Here is a 14483-nt window from a genome sequence, read left to right on the forward strand (position 1 = left end):
GGGCGACAGGATTTGCTCTCAGATCAGCAGCGCCCTAGCATCGGCACACTCAGTGCCGCGTTGCACATCTTGCCAAAGGATATGGCTATGTCTGGAAAACCTGCTGCCCGTCAGAGCGACCCAACCCAGTGCCCAAAAGACGGGCACGGCAGTCACAGCATCACCGCCGGCTCGGCGGATGTTCTCTTCAACGGCCTTCCGGCTGCACGGCTAGGCGACCCCACGTCCTGCGGCAGTACGCTGAGTGGCCAGGTGATTCCCAATGTGTTGATCAATGGTCGTCCGGCGGTGGTCATGGGCAGCACCGGCAGTCATGGTGACGTGGTGATAGGTGGCTCCGGCGATATTGTTATTGGTGGTGGCGTCAGTGTCGGCTCTTACAGTGGCGCGGCCAGTTCTTTAACCGGTGCTGCCATCTCAGCGGCCCTGGCTGGCGCCGGCCGTCTGCTGCGTTCAGACGGAGCCCACCCCGCCGGCATTGACCAACAAGCCCTGCAACCCCGGGATATGGCTTACAGCATTGAAGAGGAGGAGGAAGAGGACGAAACCGAACTGCCACTGCAGCAGCGTATTACCCTGCGCGTAGGCATGTTCTTTGATGGTACCGGCAACAACGCCCCCAACGCCGCCCTTACCGCCGCCTGCCGCAGTGAAGACCAGCAGGTCTTTGGCGAGGAGATGTTGGAGGGCGTTGCCAGGTTTTGTGAAGCCCATGGTTATCGAGATACCAATGGTGATGGTCATTTTGATCAGATGCCTGATAGTAGCTTTGGCAATGAGTTGAGTAATGTGGCGCTGCTTTATCGGCTATATACGGATCAAGCCGACGATATCTTGGAACCTGACACCGCTGAGGCATATTTAAAAGTTTATGTTGATGGAATAGGTACCCTTAGCGGTAGTGAGGACTCGAACTGGGGTTTGGCAACTGGCCAGGGTGAAACGGGGGTGGTGCAGCGGGTGCAGCAAAGTCCAGGGCTCCTAATTTCGTCGCTACGTCGACTGATAGGCAATAATCCCCAACTGCGGATAGAAAGTATTCAATTCGATATCTTTGGTTTTAGCCGAGGTGCTGCCGCAGCGCGCCACTTTGCCAATGAGGTGCTGAAGCCTGGTGGCGGAGTTTTGGCTAACTATCTCAATCATGACTTCCCTGCGCTGGCCCCAGCTTTTGAATGGAAGGCCAGCGCCAGTATCAACTTTATTGGTCTGTTCGATACCGTTGCTGCCGTAGGCGATCCATTGCGAGGCAATATCAGTGTCGGCGATAGTCGTAATCCAGGTGTGAATTTGTATTTGCCACCTGGTTGTGCACGGAAGGTGGTGCATTTGACCGCGGCCGATGAGCACCGGCATAACTTCAGCCTGAATCGTGTAGACCCGGCCCATGAAGAGCTGGTATTGCCCGGTGTGCATTCCAATCTGGGAGGCGGCTATCCGGTCCGGGTACGTGAGCGTCTGCTGGTCTCAAGGCCCAGGGTATTCCGTGCCGGTTACTACCCACTGGATAGTATTGATCGACAACGGCTGGAAAATTCCATGGTCTGGCGTGCCCGAGCCGAAGATGAAAGGCGCCTGAGGCAACGGGGCCTGCCGGGGGATGGTCAGCTTATTCCCGAGTTGCATCCACTTAGCCGGCCGTCTGGTTCGGGCTCAATGATATCGCCCGATATGCTCTTGACTCTGGGCCTTGATCGCGAGGTGCGCGGTGAGCTTTCAAGGGTGGCTCTGCGAGTTATGCATGCCAAAGGGGTACTACACGGCGTGCCTTTTGGAGCTATTGATGACGATGATCAACGATTTAAAGTACCCAGCGATTTGCAACCCATCGCTGCCAAGGTAATGGATGCAGCCTTGGCCGGTCAGAACGCGATGTTGGATGAAGTGGAAAAGCGTTTTTTGCATAGTCGCTATATTCATACGTCAGCCAACTGGGTACCCACCTTTGGTTTTATGGTCAATAAGCCCCGTGCCAACTATGTTCGTGCTATTTACGACGATATACCCCAGCGAGGCTATCCGGCATGACTCTGCGCCTGTTGATCCTAGGTTGTCTGTTGTTGGTTAGCGCTTGTACCAGCCACCCATCCGACTCGTTCCGCCCGCCGCCACCTACATTGCCTTATCGCACCTGGGAGGTGGGCCTGTTGGCGCCGAACTATATGGAGGTTTGGGTTGAAAGTGTGGATGTGCTGGATCAGCGCGGAGAGGGTTACTTCGACGTGCATGGTGGTCTAGCTTCAATTCAGAAGCCTCCTAACAATCGCGGAGATCCACGAGGCTGGCCTTCACGTCCTGGTGCGGGGGCCACCATGCCCATGACCGGTATCGATCTACCGAAAATCATTTTTGTCCGCTGGCAGTCGTTGGCCGAACCGCAAACCTACCGGGTGCGTATCCCTATTGACGATTGGGTCAGGGAGGAAATGCTTGTGCCGCGCGCGGCCTACTGCCGTTTTGATGGTGCTGATATTGAGGACTATCGGCGAGTGGTCACCATCGGCTTAGCACCCGGTGGCATAGCCAAGGTTTGGTTGTCGGGCGATTGTGTCGAGCCCATCGAAGTTGGTCGCTTCGAAGGCATGATCAACCCAAAAGGGCCTTATGATGGTACGTCAGAAGGTCGGCACCGGCCTCTTTCGCCCGCATCCAAAGCCTATGTCGAGAGCCATGAAATCCCCTTTGACAGCTGGTAACCCATGCGTCTCATCCCTCTGATTTTGGTGCTGATGCTCAGCGCGTGTGCCAGTCCTGCGTCGGATCCGCTACGCCCGCCGCCGCCCACGTTGCCGTATCGCACCTGGGAAATTGGACTGCTCGCACCAAGTTATATGGAAGCTTGGGTTGAAAGTGTGGATGTAATTGATCAAAGCGGTCATGGTTATTATCGGGTTCACGGTGGGGTTGTATCTGTTCAAAATCCGCCAAATAATCGAGGAGATCCACGCGGATGGCCGCGTCGTCCAGGTGCTGGCGCTTCACGTCCGATGAGAGACATTGATCTGCCGAAAGTGGTTTTTGTCCGCTGGCAGTCGCTGGCCGAGCAGCAGACTTATCGGGTGCGTATCCCGATTGACGATTGGGTCAGGGAGGAAATGCTCACTCCTCATTCAGGCTATTGCCGCCTTAACGACACGCACATTCAAGGTTATCGGAATATCATCACTATCGGTCTTGCTCCCGGCGGTATAGCCAAGCTATGGCTAATTGGTCCTTGTATTGAGCCCATTGAAATTGGTCGCTTTGAGGGCATGATCAACCCCGATGGCCCATACGATGGCATGTCCAATGGAGAGCATTATCGTCCGCCCAGTGAGCATGCCCATCGCTATATAGATACCCACGGTATCCCCTTCGACAGCTGGTAAACCCCGGCGCTGTTTGCCGGGAGGCGGCTATTCCTTGGCTGCGTAGTAATAAGCCAATGCCGCCAAGGTAAAGCCATCTTCCAGTGCGCCGTTCAGTAGCTTCTGGCGCAGGGCATCAAGGGCAATCAGCTCTACGCTTTCGACTTCCCTGTCGTGCCCGGCGACCCGGTCGCTGCTGTGCAGATCGGCCAGATACAGGTCGACGGTGGAGGCGAGGATGGCGCTGTTGGGTTGGTAACGGCCCAGGCGTTTGAGTTGCTCGGGGCGGGCCTGGTAACCGGTTTCTTCAAGCAGTTCACGGCATGCGCATTGCAGGCTGGTTTCGCCGGGCTTGCCATAGCCGCGGGGGATTTCCAGGGCCGCTTGGTGTTGTTGCGCGGGGCGTTTGACCCTTACCAGCAGGGCAGATGAGTCGTCTACTATGGCCAGCACTGCCGCGCCGTTGCGGGCATTGTCTTCGACCAGCCAATGGTAGCCGCCCTCGGCCACCACACGGAACCAGGGGTTTTCATACAGGGTATTCATTTAATCTCCAGGCCCATATAGCGGCGCATGCGCGGATACATACCAAACCAGTTGCGGCGGGTCATGAAGCTGTGGCCCTTGTCGGTCAGTTTATCTTCTATATAGCCGAGCGCTTCATCGGTCAGATAGCGTGCCAGCTCACCGGTGCCCATGCTGGTAATGAACTCGAAGAGTTTCAGCGGATACTGGATAAGCTGAATTTCCCGACGCAGGCTGCGCAGGGCCACGCTGCTGTCGAGCAGCACCTCGGGCACGCCGCTGAGGAAACGAATATTGTCCTGCAGAAAGCCTTCATCCTTGAGGGCGAACAGGGCGTTATAGCCCGGGTCGATGATCTCGGCCCGGAAGGGCTCAAAGCCGCCCTGACCGCGAAGGGTGAAAAAGTCCGTTGCGTAGCGATACCAGGCGGAACGTGAGTGCAGCTCGCGGGCGCCGAGCAGAAAAAGCTGCAGTTCGCCGTCGCTTTCAAAGAAATGACCAATGCTGGCGCGCGTGTCCAGGCGTTTGAATACCTCGTCGCGCAGGCTTTCGGCGGGCAGGTTCAGGCTTTCGATCCGCGGGCGGATGGCTTCCAGTGCGCGTTGCAGCTCGCCTAGTCGTTCGGTCATCTCGCCTTGTTGCGTTCGACTCAGGGCCGATTTGCACGGGCTGCCGGGCAAGCTGGAGAGAATAAAGTTATCCGGCAGAGCCTGGTAGTAATCGACCAGCGAGGTCTGGCCTTGCAGTCCAAAGCCGCGAATCACCAGCTTGCCTGCGCCTTCCTCATTGAGGAACTTGACCACATTGGGCTGTGTCAGCACGTTGGTGACCTGATGGTTGTCGATCAGGCTGTTGGGCGAGAGGACCACGCCGTCAGCAAAGGCCAGACCGGTGAGAAAGCGTTTTCTTAGCTCCTCGGGTGCCAGTGCGCGCACCGAATCACAATTGGCCAGTACCACTTTTTCCTTGAACAGCATGTTTTGTGCTCTGTATCCGATTCTCGCCAGAGTCTGCCACCAGCCTGAGCGCAGCACCACCTGTCCGTCTCGGAAAATTAATGTAACGGACTTGGGTTTTTGTGACCCAGTAGTCTAGTATTCATGCACTAAATGGATTTAGCGTCAGCTGCACAACGCCTTTGTCATCGACTGAAGTCTTCTGCGCCTGACCCCAACATAAAAAGGACGTGTTATGGCTGGCAAGGCGCTGCATGGAAGTTCACTCAAGCCCTATTGGTTGTTGGCTTTGGTCGGGTCCAGCGCCGCTGCCCAGGCCGCAGATGGGTCGCTCAATCTCCCTGGCATAGACGACAGTCTGGCCTTCTGGTCCCCGCATCTCTACAGCGAAATCAAACTCGGTAATCAACGCAATATAGGCACCATTGGTGCCATGCTGCCGCTTACCCAGCGCGCCGACAGCCTGTTGTTTGCCGATGTGCGCGGGCGTTCCGATGATGACCAGTCACGTGAGTACAACCTCGGCCTGGGCTTTCGCTGGAGTGCCGGCGATGACCTGTTGCTGGGTACCTACGGCTATTACGACACCCTGCGCAGCAGTCGCGGCAACACCTTTCGCCAGACCACCCTGGGCCTCGAAGTGCAGAGCGCCAGCTACAGTGCGCGCATCAACCGCTACCAGCCGAGCGGCCGCCGCGCCGCGAATGTGGGCGGTGTCACCGAGCAGGCCAGCAATGGCGATGGCCAGCCCCAGCTGCAGATTGTCGATACCTACCTGACCTTTGTCAGCGAGGGCAGCGAGATTGTGCAACTGCAGGGCCAGGAGCTGTCGCTCAAGGGGCACGATATCGAGCTGGGCTATTACCTGCCGGTTGCCGATCAGGATATCGCCCTGTTTGCCGGGTATTACGAATTCGACGGTTCCGGTGCCGAGCGCATCAGCGGGCCCAGAGTGCGTGCGCAATGGAATATGCCGATAGACAGCCTCAAGGCGGGCAGCAGTCTGAGCCTTGGCGCCGAGTGGCAGCACGACGACGTGCGCGGCACCAACAGTTATCTGAGCCTGGGTATCACTATCCCGTTGGGTAACAGCAGCAAGAGCAGCGCCCGTTCCGGTACCGACTGGCGGCGCGACCGCATGATGGCGGCGCCGGTACGTGATGTCGACGTGGTGGTAGCTGATGTGCAGAAGCAGATCAGCTCGACCAATCTGCCCGCGGTCAACGAGCTGGCACTCTATGACACCGGAGAGAGCATCGGCCGTGTCGTCTTTGCCGAAGCCGGTGCAGCCGGTAGCGGCACGCAGGCCGACCCCGCTGCCTTGGGTGATGCGCTGGGGCAACTGGAAACCGGCAGTGTGCTGGTCATGAGTAATGCCGGTGGTGATTTTGCTGGCGGTGGCAACCTCTCTGCGGCCAGTGTGCAAGTGCTTTCCGGCGGCGCCTCGGTGAATGTGATTGGTGCCGTTACCCCCGGTCTGACCGGTGTGTTCAGCGCGCCGGCGGGTAATGCGCGTCTGGCCGGCCAGTTGGCGGTCAGCGGTGACAACGTGACTGTGCGCAATCTGCAGATGGATGGTGGCTTCTCTGCCTCGGGCATAACAGATCTGACCCTGGATGGCGGGTCAGCCAGCAGCCTGGATTTCACGGGTAACAGTGGCGAGATCCGTTTGCGTAATCTGACGGCTGGCGGTCTCAACGTTGATGGTGGTGATGCGGATCTGCTGTTCGAGACCGGCAGCCTGGCGCGCACCACGGCCGGACAACTGGTGGCGGTCAGCAATATCAGCGGCGGCCGGGTAGAAGTGGCCGTGGACATGAGTGCCAGTGGCGCGGCGTCGGGCCTGTTACTGCAGAACAACAGCGGCGGCGAGATCATTTTCAGCGGTGCCCAGCAAAGTCTGAGCACGGGCAGTAACGATGCGGTGCGCTTGATTGACAACAGCGGCGCCGAAATCAGCTTCAGTGGCGACAGTCTGGACATCCAGACCATCGGCGGCAGCGGCTTTCATGCTTCCGGGGGCGGCACACTGTCGCTGACGGGTAGCAACAGTATCAGCAGCAACGGTGCGGGCTCGGCATTGCTTCTGGAAGACATGCAGATCGGTACCGATGGCTTTGCTCTGGACAGTCTGAGCAGCACCAACGCCGCTGCTGAAGGGGTTCTACTGGATGGCGTCTCCGGTAGCCTGGCTCTGGGTGATGCACAGATCGAGCAAGCCGCTACCGATGGTATTGCGATTCTCGACAGCAGTGCCGATGTCAGTTTTGCTGACGTGATCATTGACCAGGTTGGCAACGACGGCATTCGCCTGGCAGGCAGCAGCGGCGAATTGACCTTTGCCGATATCAGCATCACCGATGCCGGTGATGTGGGTGTCAACTTCGAGGATAGCGAGGTCGATTTCACCGCTGATCGGCTGGATATCGATGGCGCTGTAACCGCCATTGATCTGACCCGTGCCCAAGGTGTCATCGCGATTACCCAGGGCGGTAATCTGAGCAATTTCAGTGATACCGGTGTGCAGTTCAGCAATACCGATGACCTGGCCGACACAGCCGACGCGCTCTTTACCTTTGCCGGCGGCTCCATCGTCGCTGGTTCCGGTGGCTTTGTCATGGACGGGATCGGGCTGGATCCGAATTCCGGCCTGTACGATTTTACCGGCACCACCCTGACCGGCGACTTCCGTTTCAGCCCGGGTGATGGACAGGTCGGGGATCTGTATTTTGTCGCGGCCACGGCAACCGGTGCGGGCGACGGCAGCAGTATCAATGATCTGGCCAGCGCCGCTGATGCCCAGACCCGGGCTGACGGCGGCCTGGCGACCACCTTTGTATTCGTCAATGACGGCAATGTCATTGACTTCAGCGCCCTGACCGACGGCACCTTCCGGCTGTCTGCCGGTCAGGCAATCACCGGCTTTGCCAACGGCAACAGTCTGAGCCTGGATATCCCCGCCAACATCATCGGTCTGCCAAGCGATCTGGATATCACCGACCCCACCAGTAATGGCGCGGCCCAGCTGACCAGCAGCACCGGCAATGTGATTACCGCAGGCGATGATACCCGTATCAGCCATGTTGCTATTGTCGGTGGCGACAGTGCGGTGCACGCCAGCGGCACCGACAGCCTGATGATGTTCAACACGCTGATCAGTGGCATCTATAACCATGCTCTGAGCCTGTCCGGGGTCACCGGCAGCGTCAGCCTGATGAATAATCAGATCAGCGGTAGCGGTCAGTTGCTGTTGGTTGAAGGCGGTGATGCGACTATCCAGATTGACGCCGGTACCGGCGACTTGCAGGGCACGGGCATCCGGGTGGTGGATACCACAGGTGGCAGTCTCAGTCTGACGGGTGCGGCACTGACCAGTGACGGCAATACCGCTGTGGTATTGGACAATAATGCCGCGACCATCACCCTGACCGACCTGGCTATCGAGCGTGCAGCCGGTGATACCGCCTTTGCGATTGATACCCTCAGCGGCGGCAGCACCGGTGACATTACCCTTGCGGGCACTAGCACCCTGGATGACAACACCGGCAGCGCCTTTATCGTCGGTGCCGGTGCGCGCAATCTCGATGCCAGCGCGCTGGCGCTGACCAGTACCAACGCCGACAGCAGCCTGATTGTTGTTTCCGGGCAAAGTGGTGGCACCCTGCACTTTGGTGACATCCTGAGCACCGGCTCGACCGCCGATAACGTGATCATCAGCACCGCACAAACAGCCGGTACGCTGCGCTTTGGCGATGTCACGATCAACGACTTCAATCAGCCGGCCGGCACGGCGGTAGAGCTGGCCGGCGACGGCACTGTTGCCTTCGACAGTCTTGAGATCAATAACGCCACCGGTGGCGGTTTGCTGGCCAGCGGTGTCACGCTGCAAAGCACTGCGCAAATCAGCATCAACAGCAATCAGGGCGTGGCGCTGATTCTGGATGACGTCAAGGGCGACCTGGATCTGACCCTGAGTTCTACCGATGCGGCCAACGAGGCGGTGCGCATCGAGAATCTGCAGGCGGGCAACAGCATCCGGTTGGAGAATGTCGATATCCTCAATGCCGGCACATCCGGGGTGATTATCGACAACATTGCCGGTGATCTGCTGCTTGAGGGCATCACCAGTATCAGTGGCACAGGCTTGCACGGCCTGGTGGTCGACGGCCTGAGCGGCAGTCTGGATATTACCGACCTGCAGGTTGACCAGGTCGCCGGTCACGGCGCCAGCTTTGGTGGCAGCACCGCCAACAGCGGTGAGATCAGCATTGCAGCCGGCACCATCGACAGCGCCGACTATGGCATTTATGCAATCAATACCGCACTGACGCTGAACGCCCTGCGCGTCGGCGGCAACGACCCGGTCAATAACGGCGCCATTGTACTGATCAGTAACGACGCCATTAACCGCCGTTATCAATTGACCGATAACCAGCTCACCGCGCTCGGCAGCGGCCTGGCCCTGACCCACACTGGTAGTGGCGATGTTCAGCTTGCGCTCGACGGTACCGAGGTCGACGCCGGTGGCGCGGGTATTTCGCTGGATGGCAGTGCGGCAACAGGCGATCTGTTGATCACCAGCTTTGACGGCAACAGTGTCAGTCAGGCGGGTGCCGGCGGCATTCTGATCGAGACAGCAATCTTTGATGCCGATCCGCTGACCGCGGGCATCCAGTCGGTCGCCGGCGGCAATACTCAAATAGGGGATTTGCTCGCTACCGGCAATATCACCGGCGACGGTCTGCGCCTGAACAATGTGCTGGGCGATATCGCCTTCGGCACCCTGAATATCAGCAACAACACCGGTACCGGTCTGTTTATTCGCGATGCCGAGGGCAAGGTCGGCACCTTCAACTTCGGCAACACCGGTGGTGCCATCAATACCCAGGGCGGTGCCGCCATCGACATCGATCCGGTGACCATGGCCTCGACCTTTGCCAGCGTGCGCTCGGTTGACTCAGCGGGTGCCGGTATTCTTATCGACACCATTTCCGGCAGCATCGAGATCGGTGAAACCAGCATTATCAACGCTGCCACAGACGGTATCGCGATCATTGATTCAGAGGGCGATTTCAGCTTTGGCGATACTCTGATTGATCAAGCCGGTAACGATGGTGTCCGCCTTGCAGGCAGCTCAGGGGTGATTCTGTTTGGTGCCATGACGCTGGAGGATATTACTCGTACCGGGGTCAACTTCGGTGAGTTCAGCGGTGACTATACGGCCCAGAGGCTGGATCTGGATGGCGCGGTCACGGCGATTGATCTGACCAATGCCGGTGGTGTGATCGTCTTTACAGACGGCGGCCTGTTGCAGAATTTCAGCGGCACCGGTGTGCAATTGAGCAGCACCGATGATATTGCCGACAGTGCCGATGCCGACTTCACCTTTGGTGGCGGCACTATCAATGCGGGTGTGGGTGCCTTCTTTATTGACAGCATCGGCCTGGATGCAACCAAAGGCCTCTATGACTTTACCGGCGTCAGCTTTACCGGCAACGCGCGGCTGCCCGCCAGTGGCAGCGGACAGGTTGGCGATCTGTATTTTGTCAGTAGCGCTGGCACCGGTGATGGCAGCACTACCGGCAGTGCCGCTGGGGTGGCAGACGCTCAGACTCGCGCGGATAGCGGCCTGCTGACCACCTTCGTATTTATCAATGATGGCAGCCCGATTGACTTCAGCAGCCTGACAGATGGCAGCTTCAAACTGAGTGCCGGGCAGGCCGTCAGCGGCTTTGGTAATGGTAATGCATTTGGCTTGTTGGTACCGGCAAACCTGTTGGGTGATTTTGGGGATGTGAGTATCAGCGATCCCACCGGTAATGGCGCTGCCGTGCTGACCAGTACCACGGGTAATGTGCTGACCCTGAGCGACAACAACTTTATCAGCAACCTCAGTCTGTCCGGCGGCCTGAACAGCCTGTACGGTGACGGTTTCAGCGGGCTGACAGTGCAAAATACCAGCTTCACCGCCGCCACCAACTTCCTGTTCAACCTCAATAATGCCGCGGGCACCATCCTGATTCGTGATAATGCGATCAACAACATCACAGGCCAGTTGCTCAGCCTCAATGGCGGCAACGCCAACCTGACCCTGCAGGCTGGGACCGGCACCTTGTCGGGTTACGGGGTTGAAATGCGCAATACCACAGGTGGCAGTCTTGCCATCACCGGCGCCAGTCTGAATGCCAATGGCGCTGCCGCACTGACCCTGAATGGTAACGTCGCCCCTGTCACCCTGACTGATGTCAGTCTGGCTGCGACCACCGCGCATTACCTGTTTGATATCGACCGCACCACAGCCAGCACCGGTACCATCAACCTGGGCAACAGCACGCTGGGTAGCTTCTCCGGTGGCGCAGCCTACATTGGTGCGGGTGCGCGCACTATTGATGCCAGCGGCTTTGATATTGTTGCCGGTGATCAAAGCAATGTGCTGATTGATATCCGGGATCAGAGTGGCGGCACCATCAGTTTTGGCGACATCACCAGCACCGGTCAAACCAGTGCAACCGTCCGTTCAATCTTTACCCAGGGACAAAGTGCCGGGGCGCTGAACTTTGGAAATGTCAGCATCAGCAGTTTCAATATTGCCGGTGGTCGAGCAGTGGATTTGTTCGGCGCCAGTGGCAACCTGGGAACAACCCGTTTCGCCAATCTGGACGTGGCTGCTACACAAGGCGATGCCTTTGCTGCTGTCAATGGCGGGCTGGTCATATTGGACGGCAGCGTGCAAACGCTGTCCGGCTTAGGGTTGCGGCTGGTGGACGTGAGTATAGGGCTGGATGGTGTCAATCTGGATCTGGTCAGCGCCGTGATCAATGACGGTACGCGCAGTGTCGTCCAGATCATTAACAGCAGTGGCAATGTGACCCTTGGCAGTGTCAGCGGCAGCTCCGCCGGCACCGATATGGTTGATCTGTCTACCAATACCGGGACTTACCGGTTTGATTCGCTGGATCTGACCTACAGCGGAACAGCAATAGCCTTTGATGCCGCGAATACCGGCAATCTTATCGTCAACAATTCCGGAACCGGGATCAGCTCTTCATCCGGTCAGGCATTGCGCATCACGGGTACTGCTGTATCGGGTTCAGGTTTCAGTCAGGTTACCCGTTCAGGTACGGCGGTTGGATCAGCCATCATACTGACCAATAACACCGGTACAACCCGTTTGAATGGCGTCAACATCAATGGCAGCGGCACCGTCTTCAGCGTCAGTAATGCAGGCACATTGGAGGTTCTGGGTAGCGCCAATACCATCACCACCAATGCCAACTCGAGTGCGCTGAATATCGCCAATACCACCCTTGGCGCCGGCGGATTGAATTTCCGCTCGATCAGCTCGACCGGTAACGTCAATGGCATCGTGTTGACCAATACCGGTAACCTTGGCGGTATCAATGTCACCGGCGTAGGCACTACGGTCGGCAGCGGCGGGACCATCAGTGGTACCAGCGGTTCAGGCATAGTTATGACCAATACGGTCAACGCGCGCTTCAACGGCATGATCATCACCGGTGCCGGCAGTCATGGGGTGGATGCTGCCGGTATGGCCGGACTGACTGCGGGCGCCAATGCCTTTACCTTCAGCAATGGTCAGATCTTCAATGCCGCCGCTGATGGTATCAATATGACGCGCACCACAACCAATATCAGTGGCGGCCTGACACTGACCAGCGTGCTCTTTGATGGTTATGCCCGTAACGGTATCTGGGTTTCCAATCAGACCCTCAATACCATTGTGAATATGGATGGTGTGACCTTCCGCAACGCCAATGCCCTGACCAATGATCAAGCCGCACTCTTTGCAGCAGGCCTGAACGGCTCTGCCGGTTTTGATATCACGGTACGCGACTCGACCTTTGGCTCTGCTTTCGGTTCCGGCATAGCCAGCATCTGTTGCTCTGGCATCACGCTGAATGCCGAAGGTTCCGGCACCTTCAATCTCTATGTGGCTGACAGCCTGTTCCAGAATATCAGCCGCGCCAACTCGGGCTCAGGCATTGTGGCCACGGCGACGCAGACGGCCGATATGACGGTGCTGATCAACAACAATCAGTTTACTGACATTGATGCCAGCAGCATTGCCATCGGTGCCTTCGATGGCTCGGAGGTCAACGCCACCCTGACCAACAACCAGTTCAACGGTGTGAACAATACCCCGAGCCTGGCCATGCGGCTGGTGGGCGATGGAGGTGTGGGCAACGCCAACTTTGTCGGGCGCTTCCTGATCAGTGGCAACACTGTCACAGGCTTGGAAAACAGCATATTGGCGCTGTCGCGCAACACCAACGCGGGCCGGCTGGACGTCAATATTCTGAATAACACCATCAATACCAACAGCGTGGTATTCCAGGAGTCCATTCTGCTGAACACCGTCACCGCGACCGCGCAGATGTGCGTCAACGTGCAGGGCAACAGCGTTACGCATGGTGGTCCGGCTGATGACATCGGGATTCTGCCGCAGCTGGGCAGTACCATTCAGGTAGCACAGGCCAATTCGGGGGCTATTTCGGCCGCCAACGGCGGAGCAAGTGTGTATACCGAGGGCAATATTACTTACAACGTCGTCTGCCAGACCCCGCAGTGAGGCAGTGCATTACTACAAGGAAGGAGTAGCACTATGAGTCAACCTTTTTTGGGTGAAATGAAGCTGTGCAGTTTCAATTTTGCCCCCAAGGGCTGGGCGCTATGCAACGGTCAGTTGCTGCCCATCAATCAGAATCAGGCACTGTTTTCCCTCCTGGGCACCCAGTATGGGGGTGATGGGCGTAACAATTTTGCCTTGCCGGATTTGCGTGGCCGCACGCCGATTCATGTCGGTAACGGGCATGTGCAGGGCGAGCGCGCTGGTGAGGCCAGCGTTACGTTGACGGCCCAACAAATGCCCCGGCATATGCACCTCGCCCAGGCATCAGGCAGTGCAGCAACCTCGTCGACGGCCAGCCAGTCCGGGACCTCGGTTATGGCCGTTACCGGAGCCAATATCTATGGCAGCGCCGGTAATCCAGTGGCCTTGAATCCAGGTGCGCTAGCCAATAGTGGTGGTTCCCAGGCGCATAACAATATCCAACCCAGCACTGTATTGAGCTTTTGTATTGCTCTGCAGGGCGTTTTCCCCAGTCCGCATTAAGGAGCCACCATGTCGACCCCCTATGTTGGAGAAATTCGCATGTTTGGCGGGAGCTTTGCACCTGCCGGATGGCACTTTTGTGATGGTACATTATTGAGTATTGCTGATAACGACATTCTGTTTTCACTGATAGGCACGACTTACGGCGGTGATGGCAGAAGCAGTTTTGCTCTGCCAGACCTGCGTGGCCGGATTCCAGTGCACCAGGGATCAGGGATGGTTATGGGTGAGATGACCGGCACGGAAAGCGTGACCTTGACAGCTCAGCAGATGCCTGCCCATAGCCACGCCATGCTGGCCAGTGGCAGCCTTGCCGACAGTACCAGTCCGGCTGGCAAGGTGCTGGCACGGACGGCAGCAAATATTGATATCTATCAGTCTTCGGGTCCTTTTCAGTCTCTTGCTTCGTCAGCAGTGACATTCGTAGGTGGGAGTCAGCCGCATAACAACATGATGCCGTTCCTGTCGATCAACTTCATTATTTCACTGTTCGGGATTTTCCCGTCCCCGACCTGAGGGTAA

General features: G+C 57.7%; 7 protein-coding genes and 1 pseudogene. 6 read left to right on the forward strand and 2 right to left on the reverse strand.

The annotated features are described in order from the left end of the window. The first annotated feature begins 87 nt into the window (after positions 1–87). The 3 genes from AC27HQ_RS14280 to AC27HQ_RS14290 are packed head-to-tail and all read left to right on the forward strand — an operon-like array spanning position 88 to position 3368. Positions 88–2028 (forward strand): PAAR domain-containing protein, encoded by a 1941-nt coding sequence (locus AC27HQ_RS14280; RefSeq protein WP_487156862.1) that lies wholly within the window; start codon positions 88–90, stop codon positions 2026–2028. Continuing rightward, entirely contained in the window at positions 2025–2696 is a 672-nt protein-coding gene (locus tag AC27HQ_RS14285; protein WP_487156863.1) for a DUF2931 family protein, read from the forward strand. The genes AC27HQ_RS14280 and AC27HQ_RS14285 overlap by 4 nt, the downstream gene beginning before the upstream one ends. 3 nt (positions 2697–2699) lie before the next feature. Next, the gene (locus AC27HQ_RS14290) at positions 2700–3368 is read left to right on the forward strand and encodes a DUF2931 family protein (RefSeq protein ID WP_487156864.1); all 669 of its coding nucleotides are present in this window, start codon (positions 2700–2702) and stop codon (positions 3366–3368) included. A gap of 27 nt (positions 3369–3395) precedes the next feature. On the opposite strand, the gene AC27HQ_RS14295 is transcribed toward AC27HQ_RS14290, so the two are convergent. Next, the gene (locus AC27HQ_RS14295) at positions 3396–3893 is read right to left on the reverse strand and encodes an NUDIX hydrolase (protein ID WP_487156865.1); all 498 of its coding nucleotides are present in this window, start codon (positions 3891–3893) and stop codon (positions 3396–3398) included. Beyond that, positions 3890–4849, reverse strand: coding sequence for a hypothetical protein (locus AC27HQ_RS14300; RefSeq protein ID WP_487156866.1), 960 nt, complete (start codon positions 4847–4849; stop codon positions 3890–3892). The genes AC27HQ_RS14295 and AC27HQ_RS14300 overlap by 4 nt, the downstream gene beginning before the upstream one ends. Positions 4850–5063: 214 nt before the next feature. Between AC27HQ_RS14300 and AC27HQ_RS14305 the strand changes: the two genes are divergently transcribed. The 3 genes and pseudogenes from AC27HQ_RS14305 to AC27HQ_RS14315 all read left to right on the forward strand — a co-directional run bounded on the left by AC27HQ_RS14305 (position 5064) and on the right by AC27HQ_RS14315 (position 14477). Beyond that, complete coding sequence (locus tag AC27HQ_RS14305; protein ID WP_487156867.1) at positions 5064–13418, forward strand: inverse autotransporter beta domain-containing protein; 8355 nt, start codon at positions 5064–5066, stop codon at positions 13416–13418. Between the two features lie 57 nt (positions 13419–13475). Next, positions 13476–13628, forward strand: a pseudogene (locus tag AC27HQ_RS14310) (phage tail protein); the annotation flags it as partial. A gap of 342 nt (positions 13629–13970) precedes the next feature. Further along, a complete protein-coding gene (locus tag AC27HQ_RS14315; RefSeq protein WP_487156868.1) occupies positions 13971–14477 on the forward strand; it encodes a phage tail protein in 507 nt (168 codons plus the stop codon). The last annotated feature ends 6 nt before the right edge of the window (positions 14478–14483 follow it).

The organism is Halopseudomonas sp. 4NH20-0008, assembly GCF_057548395.1.